Source organism: Chryseolinea lacunae (assembly GCF_016735595.1).
In the GTDB taxonomy this organism is placed as follows: domain Bacteria; phylum Bacteroidota; class Bacteroidia; order Cytophagales; family Cyclobacteriaceae; genus Chryseolinea; species Chryseolinea lacunae.
This window is the reverse complement of sequence record NZ_JAERRB010000005.1, coordinates 76,655-99,905: the sequence shown is the minus strand read 5'-3', so window position 1 is coordinate 99,905 and position 23,251 is coordinate 76,655. Positions and strand designations below refer to the sequence as shown.

Below are 23,251 nucleotides of genomic sequence, written 5' to 3'. Positions count from 1 at the left end.
ATATTCCTAACTACATTTTTATGAAAAGAATTTTACTGGCGACTGCGTTTGTGTTGCTATCGCTCGGGTCGGTGTTGGCCCAGCAAACCATCAAAGGACTTGTGAAAGATGAGGACGGCGGCACGTTGCCCGGCTCGTCTGTTTTTGTGAAAGGTACATCGGTGGCCGCCCTGGCCGATGCCGATGGCGCATTTTCGCTTGTGACATCAAAACAGTTTCCGTTCACCATCACCATAAACCTGGTGGGCTATAAATCACAGGACGTCGATATTTTTGAATTGCCCGAGGAACCGCTTGAGGTGGTGCTGAAGATCGACAACGTGCTGGAAGAAGTTGTGGTGGTGGGCTATGGCGAATTGAAACGCAAAGACATTACCGGTTCTGTGGCGTCGGTGCCGGTGGAACTGAAGACGCAACCTGTGGCTTCGCCCGAGCGCTTATTGCAGGGTGCCACGGCAGGTGTCACCGTCACGCAAACGTCGGGTCAGCCGGGCGGTGGTGTGAGCGTTCAGATTCGCGGCAACAACTCCATCACAGCCGCTTCAGACCCGCTCTATGTTATTGACGGTTTTCCCGTGAACAACGACTATGGCATTGCCGATGCCGGCGTGGTGGACGGCCCCAAGCTGAACCCGCTTTCGTCGCTCAGCCCCAACGACATTGCCGACATCGATGTGTTGAAAGATGCTTCGGCCACCGCCATCTATGGATCGCGTGGTGCCAATGGTGTGATTATGATCACCACCAAAAAAGGATCGAAACACGATCGCGGCTCGGTGCAGTATGATGGCTACTATGGTGTTCAGGATGTGATCCGCACTGTGCCCGTGCTGAACGGCGCGGAGTGGTGGGCGTTGCGCAAGGAAGCTTATCGCAACACGCCCAACGGAAAAGCGGCGACATTGCCGGCTGCCGGAAATTTTAGATACGACACCACCGGTGTGGGCACCGACTGGCAGAAGGAAGCCTTTCAACAAGGGCCCATCCAAAGTCATAACCTTTCCGTCTTCACAGGCTCCGACCGCACGGCGCTGGCGGTGTCGGGAAACTATTTTGCACAGGACGGTATTCTGAAAAACACCGGGTTCAAGCGCTACTCCATCCGCTTCAACATCGATCACGAATTTAACGACAAGTTCAAACTCACGTCCTACACCACCGCGTCGCAGACGGTTGGAAAGGTTGCGCCCAACGCCATTGTGCCCAACCTGTTGCTGACGTCGCCGGCCATTCCGGTGTATGACACGCTGGGCAATTTTGTGAAGAACACATCGACCGATTCGCCTTTGCAGAATCCCATCAACTCGCTGTTGAATCAAATCAACGAAACGCGCACGTCGCGCTTCCTCACCAACGTGGCGGGAGAGTATAAACTGATTGAAGGACTTTCGCTGAAGGTGCTGCTCGGTGCAGACGTTATTTATAACCGCCAGAACCGCTACCTGCCCAACAGCACGTATGAAGGAAACCCTTCGGGTGGTGTGGGCACGGGTGGTATTGCCACCGTGGGTTCGCTTTTTACCACCAGCTGGCTGAATGAAAACACGCTGAGCTACACCACAGAGATAAACGACAAACACAACATCAACGCGGTGGTGGGCTTCACGGCGCAGGCCTCGAAAACGCAAGGTGAAATTGCTTCGGCCGCCACGTTTGCGTTCGACGATCTGACCTACAACGCGCTGCAGAATGGAACGGGTGCACGCACGCCCTCGTCGTCGTCTATCGACTGGCAGCTGGCTTCGTTTCTGGGACGTGTGAATTATGTATACAACAGCAAGTATCTGCTCACGGCTACGTTGCGTGCCGATGGTTCGTCGCGCTTTGGTGCCGGAAACAAGTGGGGCTATTTTCCTTCGGCAGCGTTGGGATGGAATGTGAATGAAGAAGATTTTCTCAAAGATGTGCGACAGATCAGCTTTTTGAAACTGCGCGTTAGTGTGGGTACTACGGGTAACCAGGGCATTTCGCCGTACTCATCGATCGGACAGATTTCGCCTTACCGTTATAATTTTTCCAACACCACCGTTCAGGGGTATGCGCCAAACACCGTGAACAATCCTGGCCTGGGTTGGGAGAAGACGTTCCAGGTGAACGGCGGTGTGGATGTGGGATTGTTTAACAACCGCGTGAATGTTGTGTTGGATGTGTATAGCAAGAAGACTACGGACCTGTTGTTGAATGCTACTGTTCCGGGCACATCGGGCCTGTCGTTCTACGACCCGGTGTTGAACCCGAGCCAGGGATCTTCCATTTACCAGAACATTGGTGAAGTTGAGAACAAGGGTGTGGAAGTGGCTGTGAATACACAAAACATTGTGACGCGAAAGATAAACTGGAATTCCATTCTTGTTTTCTCGAAGAACACCAACAAGATTGTGAGTCTTGGCGAAGGCGTGCAACGCATTGTTCCGAATATTTCGCTTCCGTCGGTGTTGCAGGTGGGCGCTCCCGTAGGATCGTTCTATGTGTACCAAACGGATGGCATCATACAGCCGGAGGAAGCCGGCACCACAGCCCTGACACCGCAGGCAAACAAAAGCGCAGGCGGACAGAAATACAAAGACATCAGTGGTCCCAACGGTGTGCCCGATGGCGTGATCACACAAACCTACGACCGCGTGCTGATCAAAAATCAACCCGGTGTGAACCTCGGGTTTACCAACAGCGTGAGCTACAAGACATCGTTTGGTGATTTCGATCTCACCGTGTTCTTCCAGGCCAACGTGGGCGGAAAGTTGTATAACAACAACCGTGCAACGCTTGAGCTGGGCACGGGCTACTATAACGGTTCGCGCGAAATGCTGAATCGCTATTCGGCCACCAACACAAACACCGATGTGAAGGAAGCTTACCAGGATCCGGCGGTGACTATCTCGGATCGTTTCATCGAGAGCGCGTCGTATGTGCGGTTAAAGAATTTGACGGTGGGCTACACGCTGCCGTCTACGTGGACATCGCGCATCAGAATTCAAAAGCTGAGAATTTATGGCTCTGCGCAGAACATCGCGACGTGGACCGACTATACCGGCTATGATCCCGAAGCAAGCTTCAACGGGCAGTCGCTTATTTACCGCGGCATCGACAATGGTGTGTATCCCAACTACAAGACCATTCTCGGCGGCATCAGTCTTACCTTCTAACACAGCTTTTAGTCACATTACAAACAACGATTTTTATGAAATCATTACGATATATAATTCTACTTGGCTTCGCAGCAACCATCCTGATTTCCTGCGATAAGTTTCTGGAGGAAGATCCGAAAGGATTTATTGCTACCGATAATTTCTATAACACAGAAGCCGATGCTGTGAACGCCGTGAATGCGGTCTACTTCCTGCTGAATCAAGGCGGCAGCACGGTGCAAACGCCCTACAACACGCTCTTCAACACCGGATTGAATTTTGAGTGTGATGATGAGTTTCCTGGCCCCGGTGCAACAAACCCCGACGTTCGTTCTATGGCCAACCTGTTGCACACGTCGTCGAACCTTCGCGTGTATGAATTGTGGCAACAGCACTACGCGGCCGTGGCGAAGGCGAACCTGGCCCTTGAAAAAATACCCGGCATCAATATCGGCGCGGCATTGAAAGGCCGTCTGATTGGTGAGGCCAAGTTTCTTCGTGCGTTGTGGTATTTTAATCTCGTGCGTTTGTATGGCGACGTGCCGTTGATCACAAAAGTGCAGACCGGTGTGGCCGCCACAGACTTTGCGGCGGAGCGCACCCCTTCGGCTCAGGTTTATTCGCAGATTGAGCAAGACCTGAAAGAGGCCGCCGATGCGTTGCCGAATTCATATTCGGCGCCCGACGTTGGTCGTGCCACCAAAGGTGCAGCCATTTCGTTGCTGGCAAAAGTGTATCTCACCAAAGCGTCGCTTCCCCTGAACGCGACAGCACACTATGAAGACGCGGTGATCACCGCAGAGAAAGCGTTGTCGCCTGCCGACGGCGGAACCGGAACGTTCAACTATGCGCTGCAATCGGACTACAGTAAAGTGTTTTTGCCGGCTTTCAAAAATAACTCCGAACACATTTTCTCGGCGCAGTTCAAGAGCGGGTCAAGCTCCAGCTACCTTACGCAAGGCAACAACCAGAATGCCCGCTCCATCCGCACACAGGTTCCCGGATTGGCCGGCACCTATGCCGATCAGATTTGGTTCTACACCGTTGATGACGCTACAAAGCCCGGGGGCAAAGACAAGTTCTTCAGCGTGTTCAAACTTTACACCAGCAAAGACAAACGCCGTGATGTGACGTTTGTGACCAACTTCAAAAGCCCCACTACCGGAAAGAAATTTGGTGGCCTGAACGACCCGACCATCGCTGGGCATAAGGTCGATTCTATTCCCTACTTCAACAAAGCCTGGGACCCGAATACCACATCGTTCACCAGCGAGTCGGCAGCCAACGTGGCCATCATACGCTACGCAGAGTTGTTGCTCATCCATGCCGAAGCCGAAAACGAATTGAACGGCCCCACGGCAAAAGCTTATAAATCGTTGAACGCGGTGAGAAATCGCGCCGGCCTCGACGACCTGACCGAAGGCCTCACACGCGATCAGTTCCGCGACTCGCTCTATGTGGACCGCCGTCTTGAGCTGGTGTTTGAATACCAGCGCTGGTTTGACCTGGTGCGGCAGAAGGATGCCAGTGGCAATTCCATTTTTGTGAGCACACTGAAAGCGGTGGGTAAGCCAAACGTGCAAGACAAACACAGACTGCATCCTATTCCTCAACAGGAAATTGAATTGAACGCAAAGCTGCAGGGACATCAAAACCCGGGCTATTGATAAAAACATAAGCAGCGTCCGTGAGGCGTTGCGCGATATAGATTAAGGTCATGGCAACATGACATCCTGCTCCTCCTCGTGGTGGATGGAGTGAGCAGGAACTTAATCTTTTTTTCTGAACCCCTAAACCGAAAAAGTTATGACACTATCCGACACACGACTTCTGGGAAAGAAAATACTGGTGGGAATACTGGTAACGCTTGTCCCGTTTCTGATTCTGTTTGGTGGCCTTTGGCTGCTGCAAACCGTGCTCACCCAAAACTAGCGCCGCGATGAAAATGGAACCGCACATTGCCAACCGGATATTCAGAAATGTTCTGTTGAGCCTTTTCATCTATGCCTTACCCATTCTGCTTATGCTGGCCACCTTCTACATCACCGGTCAACGTCCGTGGGAAAAGAAGTCGGTGCCGGCTGCGCAAGTTTCGAAACCCTAATGCCCAACCCTTAATACCATTGCTATGATAAAATTCATCGAAGCCATCTTTCAAAATCTCAACACGTGGGGATTGCCCGTGCTGATGCTCATCATTGGCATAGTCGAATTTTCGTTCGGCTTGTACAAAAAAAACTGGAACACCAACGAGCGCATACTCGACCTGGTGTGTTATGTTGTTCCGCGCATCGTGGTGCGGCCGCTGGTGGCCTACTTCGGTTTGAAGTTTCTGCCGTTTCTTTTGCCGGGCTTCAAAGATGCGTTCACCTGGGTGCCCTTCTTTTGGGGCTTCCTCATTCTGTGCATTGCCGACGACCTCACGCAATATTGGTATCATCGCCTGCACCACGAGGTTCCGTTTTTGTGGCGCTTTCACCGCACCCATCATTCGGCGCCCTACATGGGCATGGCCATGGCGAGCCGTCAGAATATTATCTATACTATTTTCTTTTCGCAGACCTATCTCACCACGGCACTTGTCTATCTCGGCCTGGGCTATCCCGCCTTGTTTGTGCGGGGCATAAAGTCGATCATCACCACGCTGGCCCACTCCAGCATTCCGTGGGACAAACCTTTTTATGACAACAAGTGGCTGCATCCCATCGCCTGGGTTTTGGAGCGCACCATTTCCACACCGGCCACGCATCACGCGCACCATGCCGACAGCAACGACGATGGCGTTGGTCACTACAAAGGAAATTTTGGAAACATGTTTTTCCTGTGGGACATGATCTTTGGCACAGGCATCATCACGCGCCAGTATCCTGCATCGTATGGCATTAAACACTACCAGCAGGAGGAATGGTATGCGCAGTTTATGTGGCCCATTCTGAAATCTAAGAAAGTGGGAAGCGAATTGTCTGCCAACGGCCCCATGGTGCAGGAAGACGAAGTGCTGACCCCCGTGGCAAAAGAAGAAACCACTACCGATGTTGCTGTGCCTTCGAAATTGAAACTGACCTAACGCTCACAACCTTTAACACAAAATCAACCAACCCCAATGAAAATTTTACAAACCCCTGTTGAGAAAACGCTCCGTGTATTGTCGGTGGCGTTTTTATCGGCGGCAGTCTATCTGCCCTCGGCGCATGGTCAGCAAACCGACCAGACCTGGAAAGGAAAGGTGAGCAAGTCGGCCAAGGATTCGCAGCCCTACAAAGTAGACTATGTGACAAAAGCCAAACCCGGTTCGCCCAACATTGTGTGGATCATACTCGACGACGTGGGCTTTGGTGCCACCAGCGCATTTGGCGGACTTATTCGCACACCCAACCTGGATTCACTGGCCAATCAAGGCCTGCGCTACACCAACTTTCACACCGCAGGCATATGCTCGCCCACACGTTCGGCGTTGCTCACGGGACGCAATCACCATTCGGTAGGCATGGGCTTGTTTCCGCACTTCTATCTTTCGGCCGACTATCCCGGCTACAACGGGCACATTCTTCCCGAGAAAGGCACCATTGCCGAAACGTTGCGCGAGAGCGGCTACAGCACCTATCAACTGGGCAAGTGGCATTTAACTCCCGATGATGAAGCAACCGACCTCGGCCCCTTTGTGCGCTGGCCTTCCGGAAAAGGATTTGATCACAACTATGGTTTTCTTGGCGGGGCAACCGATCAATACAAACCCGACCTGGTGGAAGACAACCAGCACATCAAACCCGATGGCCGCCACCTCAACGAACTGCTGGCCGACAAAGCCATCAGCTATGTGAGTCGCCAGAAAGCGGTGAACCCCGACAAACCTTTCTTTCTCTACTATGCCACCGGCGCAGGACATGCTCCGCACCAGGTAGACAAAGTGTGGTCCGACAAATACAAAGGACAGTTTGATGAAGGATGGGATGTGTATCGCGAGAAGGTGATCGCCAACCAGAAGAAGCTGGGCGTTATTCCGGCCAATGCTCAACTGCCCGCACGCGATTCGTATCTGAAAGCGTGGAAAGATTTGCCCGCTGAAGAAAAAAGACTGTATGCCCGTTTCATGGAAGTGTATGCAGGCTTCCTCGAAGAAACCGATCATGAGATTGGCCGCTTCCTGAAACACCTCAAAACATCGGGCCAGTTGGAAAACACGGCTGTGTTTGTAATGATTGGCGACAACGGAGGCAGCAAGGAAGGTCTTGAATATGGCGTGACCACAAAATCGATTCGCTTTGGCGCAGATGCCGTGACACGCGAAGACTACCGGAAATTTATGCTGAGCGAATACGACAAGATCGGGGGCAAAGATGTGGCCAGCGTGGCCAACTATCCACTGGGCTGGGCGCAAGCCACCAACACCCCGTTCCGCTTCTGGAAGAGCGATGCCAACGCCGAGGGCGCCACACACAATCCGTTGATTGTGTATTATCCCAAAGGCATTAAAGAAAAAGGAGGCATCCGCAATCAATACACACACCTCATCGATCTCTATCCCACCGCATTGGAGTTGACGGGCACCAAACAACCCGAAACGATTCGTGGCTACAAACAAGATCCGTTGCACGGCACCAGCCTTGCCTTCTCGCTCAACGACAAGGACGCCGCATCGCGCCACACGCAACAATACTATTGCATCTTTGGCAACCGCGCGATCTACAAAGACGGTTGGAAAGCCGCGGCAGCACACCATCCCAATTCATTGGAGTTGTTCACCTATGCCGGCGAACCCAAGCCTGCCATCGAGAACAATCCCGACACAGAGGTGTGGGAGCTGTATAATCTCAACGAAGATTTTAATGAATTGAAAGATCTGGCAAAGAAACATCCGGAGAAGTTGAAGGAGCTGAAGGATTTGTTTGATGCCGAAGCGGCCAAATACAACATCTATCCGCTGATCGACATTGAGCATGCGGCCACGCGCTACAAGCTTCAGCCGCCGCCGACACCGAAGCCCGCCACGACACCGTCGTCGAAATAACGAAACGTTTGATCCCTTTCAGCAAAGGTTGTCACCGCAGGGTGACACCTCTTGCTGTTTTTATCAGCTTCCTAAAAAAAATACCGCTATGAAAAAAAGTATATCCACCGCGCTGCTGATCACGGCCTGCACTTCGCTGATGAATGCGCAACAGGATCCGCAGCAAGCCTACAAGGGCAAGATTGGAAAAACGCTTGGCGAAACACAACAGTGGTGGCCTGAGAAAAAGAAAGCTCCCGTGGGTGCACCCAACGTGGTTTGGATCTTGCTCGACGATGTGGGCTATGGTGCCGTGAGTTCGTTTGGCGGACTGATCGACACACCAACCCTTGATAGCCTGGCCAACCAAGGCCTGCGCTACACCAACTTTCACACCACCGCCATTTGCGCACCCACACGTGCAGCCCTGCTCACGGGACGCAATTCGCACTCGGTGCACATGGGTTTGTTTCCGGAAAACGCCGTGGGCACACCGGGCTATGATGCACGCATGCCCTTTGAAAAAGCCACGGTGGCAGAGATCCTGAAAGAGAATGGCTACAACACCTACGCGCTGGGCAAATGGCACATCACACCCCTGGCCGACCTCACGGCGGCGGGTCCGTTTAACCGTTGGCCTACGGGTCGCGGGTTCGAACATTTCTATGGCTATCCCTATCGCGGAAGCTCCGATCAGTGGCATCCGCAAATATGGGAAGACACGCGTCGCAGTCATGAAGACACGCAGGGAAAACATTTCAACACGCTGCTCGCTGATAAGGCGATTGGATATATCTCCGAACAACAATCGGCAGCACCCGAGAAACCTTTCTTTCTCTATCTGGCAACGGGCGCAGGACATGCGCCGCACCAGGTGGCCAAAGAATGGTCGGATCGCTACAAAGGAAAGTTTGATGGCGGCTGGGACAAATACCGCGAAGAAGTGCTGGCCCGCCAAATCAAACTGGGTGTGGTGCCCAGGAACACCGTGTTGCCCCCGCGCAACCCCGGTATCAAAGACTGGAACACGCTTCCGGCCAACGAGAAAAAATTGTATGCCCGCTTCATGGAAGTGTATGCAGGCTTCCTCACGCAAACCGACTATGAGATTGGCCGGATTGTGAAACACCTGAAAAAAACCGGTCAGCTCGACAACACACTCATCTTTGTTTCGGTTGGCGACAACGGCGCGAGCAAGGAAGGAACGTTTGTGGGTGTTGTGAACAACTATGGCCCCGCGTTGAGCGAAGATCAGATCTTGCAGAAGAACATCGAGAACATCGATCTTATTGGAACCGAATTTTCCAAACCCAACTATCCGCTGGGCTGGGCCATGGCCGCCAACACACCGTTCCGCTATTGGAAGCAAGACGCCAACACCGAAGGCGGCACACACAACCCGCTCATCGTTTTTTATCCGAAAGGCATTAAAGACGAAGGCGGCATTCGTCCGCAATACGGTCACGTGATTGACGTGTTGCCTACAACGCTTGACTTGATTCATGCGCAAGTGCCCGCGTCGATCAACGGCTACAAGCAAGAATCCATCGAAGGCACCAGCCTGGCCTATAGCATCGACAACGCCACGGCGGTTTCGAAGCATACGATTCAGCACTATGAAGTGAAAGGCTCCCGCTCCATCTACAAAGATGGCTGGAAGGCTGGCGCGCTTCACAAGGACGGCGATGATTTTAACAAAGACGTGTGGGAGCTGTATAACCTCAACGAAGATTTTAACGAACGAACAAACCTGGCGGCGAAGCATCCCGAAAAACTGAAGGAGTTGCAGGCGGTGTTTGACGAGCAGGCCTACAAGTTTAATGTGTATCCATTAAAGGATTTGTCAACACCGATTATTGGCCCCACCATTTTTGACGGAAAAGACCTGATTGTGCTCTACCCGGGTGTGTCTACCATTGTTGAATTGGCTGCGCCCGATCTGCGCAACAAATCGTTCACGCTCACGGCCGATGTGGAGATTCCGGCGGCCGGTGCCGAAGGCGTGTTGTTCTCGACGGGTGGCCGCGACAACGGAACAAGCTTTTATGTGCAGGATCAGAAATTGAATTTCATTTATAACGTAGGCTGGAAAAAATTCTATGTCACATCGTCGGCCCACGCGATCGCGCCCGGCAAAGCGGCATTGAAGTTTGATTTTAAATATGACGGCGGCAAAGCGGCGGGTGGCACGGGAACACTCTTCATCAACGGCGCAAAAGTGGGTGAGGCGCGCATCGACAAAACCAGCACCAGCATCTTTGGTCACGAAGGGCTGAACCTGGGCTTCGACGATCTCACGCCCGTGTCTGACACCTACAAAGTTCCTTTTGCTTTTACGGGAACGCTGAATAAAGTAACCATCGAATTAAAAAAACAGGATGCTGCCCTTACCGGGTCGCGCTAAACAAAATTTATTCTAAACCACCATGAAAATAACAATTTGGGCGATGCTGCTATTGATCAGCATCGCTTCCACCAGCTATGCGCAGAACGGCAATCAACGTGGCGCACACGACATCGATGCCAAGACAAAAGCCGAAGTGCTGAAAGTGCTCGACGACTACATGAACACCTTCAACGCCAAAAATCTGACCGCGTGGGAAGCCACCTATCAGTTTCCACACTATCGCCTGGCCAGTGGCAGCATGTCGGTGTTGGATAAGGCGGGGCTGCGCGACTCGGCCAGTGTGTTTGTGCCCCTGCAAAAAGCGGGATGGCATCACAGCCGGTGGGATCATCGGAACATTGTGCAGGCAAGCGACACCAAGGTGCATGTGGACACGCGCTTCAGCCGCTTCAAAGCCGACGGCACAAAGCTGGGCGAGTATGAGTCACTTTATGTGTTGACAAAAGAAAATGGACGGTGGGGTGTGAAGCTCCGGTCGAGCTATGCCGAATAGATATTCAACAAACCCCGCAACGAAATTTTTTTACGCTATGAACGCACGCCAAATCCTTGCCCTTGCACTATCGCTTTTGTTGACCACAACGGCCTTTGCGCAATCGTCAAAAGACAAAAAGAAAAAGGCATCTTCAAAACCGAACATCGTTCTCATTCTGGTGGACGACATGGGTTTCTCCGACATCGGTGCCTATGGTTCCGAGATCGCCACGCCCAACCTGGACCGGATTGCCTCCAACGGACTTCGGTTCACCCAATTTTATAATACATCGCGATGCTGCCCCACGCGGGCCGCGTTGCAAACGGGCGTGTATCCACATCAGGCCGGTGTGGGATTTATGAATGGCAATCTGGGCAACCCTAACTATCAGGGCTTCCTGAACAAACGCGTGATCACCATTGCCGAAGGACTGAAGACCGCGGGCTACACCACGCTGATGTCGGGCAAGTGGCACGTTGGCAACACGCCGGAACAGTGGCCCGGTGCGCGCGGCTATGATAAATACTTCGCGCTGATTGGTGGCACGAGTCATCAATTTTATCCGCATCCCTACAAGCTGCGCGAGGTGGATTTTTTTGTGAAGAATGGAACCAAGCTGGAACAATTCACCACAGAGAAAAAGCCTGCAGATTTTTATCTCACCGACGAGTTCACCAACCAGGCGCTGTCGTTTCTGGATGAAACAAAGAACGAAGGCAAGCCTTTCTTTTTATTCACCGCCTACAACGCCCCGCACTTTCCGTTGCAAGCGAGAACAGAAGACATCGCGAAATACAGAGGCAAATACCTGAAGGGATGGGATGTGGTGCGAAGCGAGCGTTATCAGAAGCTGCTGTCGCTGGGCATCATCAAACCCGAATGGAAACTTTCGCCGCGCGACTCCCTTGTGCCCGCGTGGGATCAGCTTCGCCAAACCGAAAAGGAAGCGTGGGATTTGAAGATGGCCGTGTTTGCCGCCATGGTGGACCGCATCGACTACAACGTGGGCCGCATCCTCGACAAGCTCACGGAACTTGGTGTTGACAAAAATACCTATGTCATCTTTCTCTCCGACAACGGAGCCAGCCACGAATATCCTTTCGTGCTATGGAAGCAGACCAAAGAAGTGGCCGAGTATGTGAAGCCGCTCACGGCCGACAATCCGGAGTCGTATGTGTCGTATGAATACAACTGGGCCAATGTGAGCAACACGCCGTTCCGGTCGTTCAAGCATTGGGAACATGAGGGTGGTGTGAGCACGCCGTTCATTGTGTATGCGCCGGGCAAAGTTCAACCCAACACGTTTCAGCACACCCCCGCGCACGTGATCGACATTCAACCAACGTTGCTCGACCTTGCCGGCGCGGTGTATCCAGCCGAATTCAAAGGCAACCCGCTTATTCGCCAGGAAGGACTTTCGCTGAAGGCCGCGTTCGACGGCAAGCCCTATGCCGGCCACGAAGTGCTCTACTGGGAACATCAGGGCAATCGCGCGGTGCGCAAGGGCGACTGGAAGATTGTTTCGTTTTTCCCGGAGAACCGTTGGGAGCTCTATAACGTGAAAGACGACCGCACCGAACTGCACAACCTGGCATCTCAACATCCCGAAAAACTTCAGGAGCTGAGTGCGCTCTACGACGCATGGGCCGCTAGGGCTGGCGTTGTGGAGTGGGCCACACTGCAAAAACCTTAAACCTCTTACTCGCTTTCACGATGACATCGCTCTCTACAAACCGAAAATCATTTCTGCCGAAATGGCTTCGCCTATTTTTATACATCGCCTTGCCGCTGGGCATTCTGCTATTTGTGTTGTTAAAACCGTTCACGTCGCACGAGTTTGACATCGCGCCCGATGAAGAAGGTATAAAGCAAAAGACGGCATTTCTTTCTGCATCTGTTGTTCGCGACACTACGGTGCGTCAGCCTAACATCATTGTGCTGGTGGCCGACGACCTCGGCAAAACCGATATTCCGCTCTATGGAAACAAGACGGTGAAGACGCCTTTTATTGACAGCCTTGCCGCGCAGGGTGCCACGTTCACCGAAGGATATGTGACGGCGGCGATCTGCAGCCCGTCGCGTGCGGGCTTGCTCACCGGTCGCTATCAGCAGCGCTTTGGTCATGAAACACAACCGGTGAATCGGTATGCGCGCAACTACCTGGAACAGATTCTCGCCAACACGTTCATTGACCGGCAGCAGCTTGAATTTGTGAAGCACACCAAAGTGCCCACGCTTGAAAGCATTGCACAGCAAGGGTTGCCATTGCAGGAGATCACGCTTGCCGACCTGCTTCGAAAGAACGGCTATGCCACGGGCATCATTGGCAAGTGGCACCTCGGTGCCAACACACCGTTTCAACCACTGAACCGGGGCTTCGACTATCACTACGGATTTTACGAAGCGTTCTCGTGGTATGCCGACACCACCGATCGCGATTTTGTGAACGTGCGCGCGAAGGGCATCATGGACTCGCACGTGTGGGATCATGGCCGCCAGGGCGGTTCGCTCATTCGCAGAGGAAACGAAATTCTGGACGAGAAAGAATATCTCACGTACAAACTTGCACACGAGGCCGTTGATTTTATCGAGCAGAAAAAAGATAAACCGTTTTTTCTCTACGTTCCCTTCAACGCGCCGCACACACCGTTCCAGGCGCCCAAGCATGATGTTGAAAAACTTGAAGCCAAAGGTCTCACCCGGAAACAAGCCGTGTATGCGGCCATGATCGAAAACCTGGACAACGCCATTGGCGCCATAGTGCAGAAGGTGAAAGCCGTGGGACAGGAAGATAATACGCTAATCTTCTTCATCAGCGACAACGGTGGAGCAACCTATACCGGCGCCACCGACAACGCACCCCTGAAAGGTGGAAAGCTGTCGTTGTATGAAGGTGGCCTCAACGTTCCCTTTGTGGTGAAGTGGAAAGGACACGTGCCTGCGGGCACGGTGTTTAACAGCCCGGTGATATCGCTTGATATTTTTGCCACGGCCGCCGCCGTTTCGGGATCGCAGTTGCCAACCGATCGCGGCTATGACGGGGTGAACCTGATTCCGTATCTCACCAAAGCCGACACCACGTTGCCGCATGCCACATTGTTCTGGCGCGCCGGCTTTAACAAAGCTGTTCGCAAAGGCGACTGGAAACTTGTGCGAAACGAGAAAGACAACATCCTGGTGTTGTATGATCTGTCGATCGACAAAAACGAACGCAACAACCTCGCGGCAACACATCCTGAAAAAGTGAAAGAACTGGAAGAAGCCCTTTCGGCCTGGGAGAAAACATTGGTGTCGCCACGCTGGCCCAGCAGCGGATTTTTTGTGAATGAATTTGACGACAAAGAAGACCGTTTCACATTGTAGCTATTCCACCGTACATTCAAGATAAGATGAAAGCATATAGAACTAGAATCAAAACGATCACGTGCCTGGCGCTGGCACCTTTCCTGATCGCCTCAACCGAAAGCAGCGCCCAAAGCAAGAAGGCAGGCAAGCCGAACTTTGTTTTTATCCTTTGCGACGATATGGGGTATGCCGACACGGGTCCGTTTGGCGCCACAACCATCCGCACGCCCAACATCGACAAGCTTGCCGCGGGAGGGATGAAGTTCACGTCGTTCTATTCGCCCTCGCCGGTTTGCAGTCCTACGCGCGCCGGTTTGCTCACGGGGCGTTATCCCAGAAGACTGGGCATTGATCACGTGTTTTTTCCGGAGAGCTTCACAGGGCTTTCGCCTCAGGAGACAACCATTGCCGACGCGTTGAAGGAGCAGGGCTATGACACAGGCATTGTGGGTAAGTGGCACCTGGGGCATCACCGTCAGTATCTTCCGTTGCAGCAGGGCTTTGATGAATACTTTGGAATTCCTTACAGCAACGACATGCAGGGTGTGGTGTATCTCCGCGGAAATGAAGTGGAGAACTTTGCCGTGGATCAGCACTATACCACGAAAGTGTATACCGACGAATCGGTGAAGTTTATTCAGAAGCACAAAGACAAACCGTTCTTTCTCTACCTCGCGCATTCCATGCCACACGTGCCGCTCTATGCATCACCGGAGTTTGAAGGCAAATCGAAACAAGGTCTGTATGGCGATGTGATTGAAGAGATCGACTGGAGTGTGGGCCAGGTGGTGAAGGCTTTGCAAACGGCAGGCGTGGAAGACAACACACTGGTGGTGTTCACCAGCGACAACGGACCCTGGCTTGTGTTTGACATTGAAGGTGGATCGGCCAAGCCGCTGCGCAACGGCAAGGGCACAACCTTTGAAGGCGGCCAGCGTGTGCCCGCTATTTTCTCGTGGCCCGGCAAAATTAAGCCCGGCACGGTGAACAGCGAACTCACCCTCATGTTCGACATCCTCCCAACATTTGTGAAACTCTCCGGCGCAACCTCCTATATGTATAAGAACCCGATTGACGGCGAAGACATTTCGGATGTGCTCACCGGCAAGGGGAAACGCAAGGGCGATGAGTTTATCTACTACAGCAACGGCAAGGTTGAAGCTTTCCGCAAAGGCGACTGGAAAATCAAATTCCCGGCCGCGGCCAACCCAACCCTTCCACCCAGCGCCGACAATGCACCAAACGACACGCTGCTGTTTAACCTGAAAACGGACGTGGAAGAGAAAACAAACCTGCTGGCCTCGCAGCGCGCCGTGGTGCCCGGCTTGCTAAAGGCTTTGGATGCAGCCAAGGCCAAGCTGGGAGAAACCCCAAAGCCGCTGGTGCAGCGCATGCCCGCCGACGACAGCCATATTCAAAAACTGAAGCAGCGAAAGGGTGTGAAATAAAAACCGTGGCCCGGAGCATGTTTATTGCTCCGGGCCTTCGGAATTCCGTGAAGACTTTTTAGTTTTGTCTATAGAATAAGTAGATAATTGATCCCACCAATCGATTGTCTCAACCGGATTTCCCCAGGAAGTCCGTTGGCGATGCTTTTAACCTTTCTGACATGGTGGGATTTTCTTTTGTAGTGGAACGTGTGGCGCGCTTCGTATCGAAGCATGGTGTAGTCCTTTTTCTCGTGGTCGCGTTGTGGGGTTCAGCGGTGATGGAAGGCCGAAGCCAGTCCGCCGCACAACGTCCACCCAATGTCGTTCTCATTCTCGCCGACGATCTGGGCTATGGCGACTTGTCTTCTTTTGGACAGCCCGGCTGGCAAACGCCCAACATTGACCGGCTGGCCACCGAGGGGGCGAGACTCACACACTTCTACACGCCCACGCCCTATTGCGCGCCAACACGCGCGTCGTTGCTCACCGGGCGTTACCCCCTGCGGCACGGCCTCATTCTGAATCCGAATCCCGAAAAAGTAAACAACAGTTTTCAAACCTTTCGCGGAGGCGACGATCTTGGCATTGCCGATAGCCAGTTGTTGTTAAGCGAGTTATTCAAAACATCGGGCTATGCCACCAAGATCATTGGCAAATGGCACCTGGGACACAAGCCCCAGTTTTTTCCGACACGTCATGGCTTTGATGAATATTATGGCATTCCCTATTCCAACGACATGCGCCCGGTGTTGCTGATGGAGAACGACAAGGTTGTTGAATATCCTGTGGTGCAGACCACGCTCACCAAACGCTACACGCAGGAAGCTGTTCGCTACATCGAGCAACATAAAGACAAACCGTTCTTTCTGTATCTGCCCCACGCGATGCCGCACAAACCGTTGACACCGTCGGAAGAATTCTACACGCCCCAAACCAAAGGCGACATCTATGCCGACGCGATGCGTGAGCTGGACTGGTCGGTGGGAGAGGTGCTGAAGAAACTGGCAGACACCGGGCTGGAAGAAAACACCATCGTGATTTTTCTCTCCGACAACGGTCCCTGGTTTGGAGGAAACACGGGCGGGCTTCGCGGCATCAAATCGCAAAACTGGGAGGGAGGCATTCGCGTTCCGTTTCTCATCCGGTGGAAGGGTCGTATACAACCCGGGCAGGTGAGCAAAGAACCTGCCGGCGTGATTGATGTTTTTCCAACGTTGGCCAAAGTAGTTGGCCTCGCTGTTCCGAAAGACCTGGTGCTGGATGGTCGCGACATTTTTTCGTTGTTCGTGTCAAACGGCAAGACGCCACACGATGCGTTGTTCTCTTTCTATAACGACAAACTTCAGACGGTGCGCAGTGGCAAATGGAAACTTCACGTGTTGTCGCCCGAGTCGGCACAGTTGCCTTCTGACGCTTCATGGATCGATCCACGGCTGCCCGATGGGGTGACGATACTCGCGCCGTTCGAGCAACCTAATGCAACACAATTTCCCGGAATAAAAACCGGAGTCCCCGCGGCCGCAGGATTGCTCTTTGACCTGGAAACCGATCCCGCCGAACAACGCGACGTGGCCCACGAACATCCCGACATTGTGAAGCAACTGAAAGCCAAAGCGGCGGCCTATAATTTTAAAGGAAACTAAAGAAGAACCAGCATGCATGCGCTGAAGATATATGTATTAGTTCTAATCGGCACGCTGGCCGCGCACTTCGCGTGGGGCCAGACGGCGTCGGTTGGAGGCACTGTGCTTGAACATGCAGCACAGCAGCCGCTGGAGTTTTCTACGGTGTCGCTCTATCGCAGCGACAGCACACTTGCCACGGGCGCGCTAACCGACAGCAAAGGAAGTTTTGTGCTGAAGGATGTGAAGGTAGGGACGTATTATCTGAAGGTGCAATTTCTGGGATACGAAGAAAAGCACGTGTCGGGCATCACGCTCACCAAAGGACAACACGTGGACGCTGGCGTCATTGTGTTGCAGGCTAACAGGGCGTTGCTGGACGAGATTGAAGTGCGCGCCGAAAAAATGGGAGCTTATCATCAGATCGACAAGCAGGTGTACACAGCGTCGCAGTTTCAGGCGAGTCAGGGAGGCAACGCGGTGGACGTGCTGCGTAATCTGCCGTCGCTCACCGTGAACAGCGAAGGCGATGTTGCCATGCGCGGCACAACGGGTTTTATTGTGATGCTCGACGGCAAGGCCATGCAGGCCGACCCGCTGGTGGTGTTGAATCAACTGCCGGCCAACACGCTGGAGAGTGTGGAGATCATCACCACGCCGTCGTCTAAATATGATCCCGATGGCAAAGCGGGCATCATTAACATCACCACAAAAAAAGGCGCTACCGACGGCTACTACATTCTGGCAAACGCACAAGGCGGCTTGCCTAGCGTTCAAGATTATGGCAACGAAAAGCGACCGATCCGTTTTGGTGGCGATATCACGGCCAACTATAAAAAACAAAAATGGAACGCTTCCCTCAGTGCCAACTATAAACGCGACGACATTGCTGGCTATCGCGACGGCACAGCGAAGTCGTATGTCGACAATGTGTATACCGACTTTCCTTCTGTCGGTGAAAGAAGCTATCATTCCTATTCCTATGGCGTGAAAGGCGTGGTGAGTTATCAGGCCGACAAGAACAACCTGGTTGAAGCGGGATTTTATGCGGGCAAAAAATCGCAGTTCAGAAAAGCAAACATCCTTTACCAACAAAAACGTGTTGACGAGACCACTGGTGCACCCATTGATGCGCTGGACTACTTCAACGAAAACCTGCGCGAACGCAAAGGCGATTTTGTGGTGACCAATCTTGACTATACACACACGTTTCCCAAAGGCGCCACACTGGCTGTGTCGGGTTTGTATGAGAAAACAATTTTAGGTGGCCCGACCCACAACCGTGACGTGAACCCCGAGCAGCACGCGCATGTGTATAACGAAGCCGACATGCAGGAAAACAATCCGCTGAACGGCGCACGCCTCAAAGCAGACTATGCACTGCCGGTTGGAAAAAAAGGAAAATTTGAAGCGGGCTATCAATACCGCTACCTGCTGCATAAAGGTGACTTCGTGTATAGCCAGCGCGATTTGCAAAACGACACCTGGTTTGTGCGCGACGACCTGAGCAGCACCATCCGCCTCACGCGGAACATCCATTCGCTCTATAGCCAGTTTTCGAACGAGGTTGGAAAGTTGTCCTACACCGCCGGCCTGAGATTGGAAGAGGTGAATCGCGTGCTCACCGACAAGAGCGTAGCCGATCCCTATGTGTTTAAGCGGCTGAATTTATTTCCCAGCGCCAACGTGCTCTACACGCTCAACCGTGGCTACAAGCTAAAGGCCGGTTACAGTCGTCGCATTGCGCACACCACATCCAACATGATGAATCCTTTTCCGGCGCGCCGGCATTCGGAGACCATCGAGATTGGCGATCCGAACTTGCTGCCGGAATATATCGACGTGGTGGAGTTGGGTGGCGTGAAGGATTTTAACAAGGGCTCGGTGTTTGCCAATGTGTATTATCGAAACACGCAGCATGTGATCAACCGCGTGAACACGCTCTATAACGACACCATTTTGCTGCGCACCTACACCAACGCGGGCAACGCGCACGCGTTTGGATTGGAGGCCGGCGCGGACCTGAAGCTGACGGCATGGTGGTCGCTGTTTGCCGGCGGCAATGTGTATACCTACAACATTCAGGGCACCGTGTTCAATGCCGACGTGAACACCAGCAGTGTGAACTATTCCATCAATGCCAACACCACGTTCCGGTTATCGCCCACCCTAACCTTGCAGTGGACGCTGAACTATACCTCCGAAACGGTGACGGCGCAGGGCGTGGATTCCAGGTTTGTGATTCCCACGGCCACGGTAAAAAAAACAATTCTGAAAGGGCAGGGCTCGCTTAGCCTGCAATGGCAGAACATAGACCTCGGCGTGTTCGGTTCGAACGCACAACGCATCACCACGCGCGGCGCGGATTTTTATAGTTCCACCGACTATACTCAGGAGGTGGATGTTTTTCGCATCAACTTCGGTTTTCAGCTGAACAAGATCGGAAAGAAGCTGAAGTTCACGGAAAGCGAATTCGGTGAAAAGGAATTTTAACAACGCATAAAAATAATAACACCAATACCATCATGAAAAAAACAATAGCCTTCCTCTTGCTCCTGGCGAGCGCGTCGCTGGCGGTTGCCCAGTCGACCGAAAGCGGCATCGTGAAGATTCGTGGCACACGCCTCGCGTATCCATTGGTGAACAAATGGATCGAGGAATTCAAAAAGGAATACCCGCAGATAAACGTGTCTATCGCGCCCAACGCTCCGGCCGACAGCATTGACTTTACCATCGCCGCCTATGCGTTGACAAGCAAGGACCTGGAAAACAACCGCAGGGGTGTGGCCATCACACGTTATGTGCAGTTGCCCGTGGCCAACAGCAAGCGTGCCGACCTGGCGCAATGGCAGGCGCGTGGGTTTAGTGAAAGCGATTTTAAGTCGTTGTACTTCTCGCCAACGCCTCCAAATTTCTTTGCGTCAACACAGGCGCCGTCGCCCATCACCGTATACACACGCGACAAACCTGCCTGTGCTGCGAAAACATTTGCCGCACATTTTGGCAACGACCCCAAGGCCATTCAGGGCACAGGGGTGAAAGGCGACGATCAGGATCTGGCCAGCGCGGTGAAGAACGACCCCAACGGCGTGTCGTTTAACAACCTGGGTTTTATCTACGATGTGAAAACCCGCAAAGTAGTGGACGGCCTCGCCGTGATTCCCCTCGACTTGAACGAGAACGGCAAGGTGGACAAAGACGAACAAGTCTATGCCACACTCGACAACGTGATTGGCTATGTCGAAAAAACCAACAACGCAAAGTTTGTGGACGAACGCGTGAACGTGTTGTTCAACAAAACATCGCCCAACACAGCGGCCGGAATTTTTCTGAACTGGGTGTTAACAAAAGGCCAGACCTTTAACCACGCATCAGGCTTTCTGACCCTAAACGAAAAGGTTCTGCAGGAGCAACGCACCATTGCCGCGGCCACCTTCAAAGCCATTTCGGTTTCGTCGTGCGAGGGTGCCGACGCGTTAATGAAAACGCGGTCTGCCAGAAAAGCACCGGCTCAACCGTAATCTTAAAATTTTGTTAAACGAATAGCATCGCTTCTTTGATCCTTATCGCCCTGAACTGTCGATGGCAGCATTGGCTTCGGTGGTGTGCGGGATATTGCGTATCTTCTCCCATAGCCACATCTTCTTGCATATGAAACATTTCGTCATCACAATTTTCGCGGTCACATTTTTTTGTGCAGCCACCTTTGCACAAAAAGCAACCAAACCCAACATCATCCTGATCATGGTCGATGACATGGGCTATTCGGACATCGGTTCGTATGGTTCGGAAATCAAAACACCCAACCTCGACAAGCTTGCCGCCGAAGGCACACGCTTTCGCGAATTTTATAACAACTCCATTTGTGCGCCTACGCGCGCGTCGTTGCTCACGGGCCAATATCCACACCGCGCAGGCATGGGCTACTTTGATGTGAACCTCGGGTTGCCGGCCTATCAGGGCTATCTGAACAAAGAGTCGCTTACGTTGGCAGAAGTGCTTCGTCAGAATGGTTATAGTACATTGATGTCGGGCAAGTCGCATCTTGGCAAAGACAGCCTGGCCTGGCCCAACCAACGCGGCTTCGACCGCTTCTATGGTTTCATTCCCGGAGCCAGCGATTTCTTTGACATTGGTGAATATGGAAAAGCAGCGCCCGTGGTACTTGTGAAAAACAATAAGAAAGAAAAGCTTAAGCCCGGTGAATATCTCACCGACAAGATCACCGACAACGCGCTGGAGTTTTTGACAGAGCAAAGCAAAACCACCAAGCCCTTCTTTCTCTACCTCGCATTCAACGCACCCCATTGGCCGTTGCAGGCGTTGCCCGAAGACATTGCCAAATACAAAGGCGTGTATGACATTGGCTGGGACTCGCTGCGCCAGCAACGCATTGCCCGCCAAAAAGAACTTGGCATTTTGCCAGCAGGTCAACGCGTGGCCACCCACGATCCGGAAGTGCCCCGTTGGGATTATCTGACGTTTGATCAAAAACAATACTGGAAGGCGAAGATGGAAGTGTATGCCGCCATGCTTGACCGTGTGGATCAAAGCATTGGCCGCTTGCTGAGCACCCTGAAGCAACTGAAGAAAGACGACAACACACTCATCATCTTCATCTCCGACAACGGTGCACAGGGTGGTTATGCGGGCAACGCACGCAAGCCTTCGCGCAACTCGGGACCCGTGGGAACGCCGGGCAGCTACGACTACCAGGAACAAAACTGGGCCTACCTGTCAAACACACCGTTTCGTCAATATAAAAACAACATGCACGAAGGCGGCATCAGCAGCCCGTTCATCGCGTGGTTTCCCAAGGAGATTAAGGGCGGTGCCATTGTGAAAGGCACAGGGCACCTGATAGACATTGCGCCGACCTTCTACGACCTGGCCGGTGCAAAATATGTGAGCGCGCAAAAGATCACGCCACATCCGTTGGTGGGCAAGAGCCTGTTGCCTGTGCTTCGCGGACAAACGCAAGAGGTGGTTCGGGGTGAGCCTTTATTCTGGGAACGGGCCGGCAACCGCGCCGTGCGAAAAGGAAAATGGAAGATCGTGTCGACCTATCCCAGCTTTACCTGGGAGCTGTATGACCTCGACACCGATCGCGGCGAGACAACCGACGTGGCCGCGAAATTCCCATTGGTGGTAGACGAGCTTTCCAAAGATTATTTCCAATGGGCCGAGCGTACCGATGTTGTTCCCTACGACAAGATCAAGCCAACACAACCCATGACGATTCCGGGACAGAAATAGCGCGACGCGCAGGGCACACCGCGAAGCGATTCCGGTTTCTATCGCGCATCATACTGCAACAGGATCACACCCGACTTGGATGACACAACATGGTTTAAGGTTAAGCCTACTCTGGTTTTGACGTTGGCAAAGAGCGGCTTGCCACTGACCAGCAGAACGGGATGCACGGCAAGCTGATAGGTGTCGATGAGGCCGAGATTGATGAACGTGGTGATGAGGCTCGCGCCACCGTAAAGCCAGATATCTTTGCCGGGTTTATTCTTTATGGCCTGAACAGACTCGGCGATGTTTGATGTGATGTAGGTTGCCTTGTCGCTATCGGGTGTTGGCGTGTTCGTGAACACGTACTTGCTTTTGCTGTGCACGCCCTTCCAAAGTTTTAACGCTTCACCAGAAGCACCGGTGTCGGGCTGATACTGGCCCCAAAGGTCGTAGCTCACGCGGCCATAGAAGATGGTGTCTATGCCCGAGAGGAACCGGTCGAAAGGCGATCCGGTGCCGGGATCGGCCGCGTCGGGCATGACGCACCAATCAGTCTCGCCGTGTGGTCCTTCAATGAAGCCGTCGAGTGAGACGGCGAGGTCCAGAATGATTTTTCGCATAT

At 52.9% G+C, this 23,251-nt stretch carries 16 protein-coding genes; 15 read left to right on the top strand and 1 reads right to left on the bottom strand.

Going from position 1 to position 23,251, the window contains the following annotated elements; translation table 11 throughout:
• Positions 1 to 20: 20 nt before the first annotated feature.
• The 15 genes from JI741_RS15885 to JI741_RS15825 all read left to right on the top strand — a co-directional run bounded on the left by JI741_RS15885 (position 21) and on the right by JI741_RS15825 (position 22,647).
• Positions 21 to 3,143 (top strand): SusC/RagA family TonB-linked outer membrane protein, encoded by a 3,123-nt coding sequence (locus tag JI741_RS15885; protein ID WP_202011237.1) that lies wholly within the window; start codon positions 21 to 23, stop codon positions 3,141 to 3,143.
• A gap of 35 nt (positions 3,144 to 3,178) precedes the next feature.
• Entirely contained in the window at positions 3,179 to 4,792 is a 1,614-nt protein-coding gene (locus JI741_RS15880) for a RagB/SusD family nutrient uptake outer membrane protein (RefSeq protein WP_202011235.1), read from the top strand.
• A 139-nt stretch (positions 4,793 to 4,931) separates the two neighbouring features.
• On the top strand, positions 4,932 to 5,057 hold the full coding sequence (locus JI741_RS32830) for a hypothetical protein (RefSeq protein ID WP_255534566.1): 126 nt from the start codon (positions 4,932 to 4,934) through the stop codon (positions 5,055 to 5,057).
• 7 nt (positions 5,058 to 5,064) lie between these two features.
• Complete coding sequence (locus JI741_RS32545; protein ID WP_236676106.1) at positions 5,065 to 5,229, top strand: hypothetical protein; 165 nt, start codon at positions 5,065 to 5,067, stop codon at positions 5,227 to 5,229.
• Positions 5,230 to 5,253: 24 nt separating this feature from the next.
• Positions 5,254 to 6,192: a sterol desaturase family protein gene (locus tag JI741_RS15875; protein ID WP_236676105.1), complete on the top strand. Its 939-nt coding sequence runs from the start codon at positions 5,254 to 5,256 to the stop codon at positions 6,190 to 6,192.
• A 36-nt stretch (positions 6,193 to 6,228) separates the two neighbouring features.
• The gene (locus JI741_RS15870; protein ID WP_202011232.1) at positions 6,229 to 8,133 is read left to right on the top strand and encodes an arylsulfatase; all 1,905 of its coding nucleotides are present in this window, start codon (positions 6,229 to 6,231) and stop codon (positions 8,131 to 8,133) included.
• 88 nt (positions 8,134 to 8,221) lie between these two features.
• Positions 8,222 to 10,516 carry an arylsulfatase gene (locus JI741_RS15865; protein ID WP_202011230.1) on the top strand — a complete coding sequence of 765 codons (2,295 nt, stop codon included), beginning with the start codon at positions 8,222 to 8,224 and terminating at the stop codon, positions 10,514 to 10,516.
• A 22-nt stretch (positions 10,517 to 10,538) separates the two neighbouring features.
• Positions 10,539 to 11,012, top strand: a complete 474-nt coding sequence (locus JI741_RS15860; RefSeq protein ID WP_202011228.1) for a DUF6841 family protein — start codon at positions 10,539 to 10,541, stop codon at positions 11,010 to 11,012.
• Positions 11,013 to 11,049: 37 nt separating this feature from the next.
• A complete protein-coding gene (locus JI741_RS15855; protein ID WP_202011225.1) occupies positions 11,050 to 12,687 on the top strand; it encodes an arylsulfatase in 1,638 nt (545 codons plus the stop codon).
• 20 nt (positions 12,688 to 12,707) lie between these two features.
• Complete coding sequence (locus JI741_RS15850) at positions 12,708 to 14,357, top strand: sulfatase (RefSeq protein WP_202011221.1); 1,650 nt, start codon at positions 12,708 to 12,710, stop codon at positions 14,355 to 14,357.
• A 26-nt stretch (positions 14,358 to 14,383) separates the two neighbouring features.
• Complete coding sequence (locus tag JI741_RS15845; protein ID WP_202011219.1) at positions 14,384 to 15,787, top strand: sulfatase family protein; 1,404 nt, start codon at positions 14,384 to 14,386, stop codon at positions 15,785 to 15,787.
• A 161-nt stretch (positions 15,788 to 15,948) separates the two neighbouring features.
• Complete coding sequence (locus JI741_RS15840) at positions 15,949 to 17,412, top strand: sulfatase family protein (RefSeq protein WP_202011217.1); 1,464 nt, start codon at positions 15,949 to 15,951, stop codon at positions 17,410 to 17,412.
• Positions 17,413 to 17,424: 12 nt separating this feature from the next.
• Positions 17,425 to 19,884 (top strand): TonB-dependent receptor, encoded by a 2,460-nt coding sequence (locus tag JI741_RS15835; protein ID WP_202011215.1) that lies wholly within the window; start codon positions 17,425 to 17,427, stop codon positions 19,882 to 19,884.
• 32 nt (positions 19,885 to 19,916) lie between these two features.
• Positions 19,917 to 20,912 (top strand): type 2 periplasmic-binding domain-containing protein, encoded by a 996-nt coding sequence (locus tag JI741_RS15830; RefSeq protein ID WP_202011213.1) that lies wholly within the window; start codon positions 19,917 to 19,919, stop codon positions 20,910 to 20,912.
• 130 nt (positions 20,913 to 21,042) lie between these two features.
• A complete protein-coding gene (locus tag JI741_RS15825) occupies positions 21,043 to 22,647 on the top strand; it encodes an arylsulfatase (RefSeq protein WP_202011211.1) in 1,605 nt (534 codons plus the stop codon).
• Positions 22,648 to 22,685: 38 nt separating this feature from the next.
• Here the strand turns inward: JI741_RS15825 and JI741_RS15820 are convergent, their stop codons facing one another.
• The gene (locus JI741_RS15820) at positions 22,686 to 23,249 is read right to left on the bottom strand and encodes a dihydrofolate reductase family protein (protein ID WP_202011209.1); all 564 of its coding nucleotides are present in this window, start codon (positions 23,247 to 23,249) and stop codon (positions 22,686 to 22,688) included.
• Between the last annotated feature and the right edge of the window lie 2 nt (positions 23,250 to 23,251).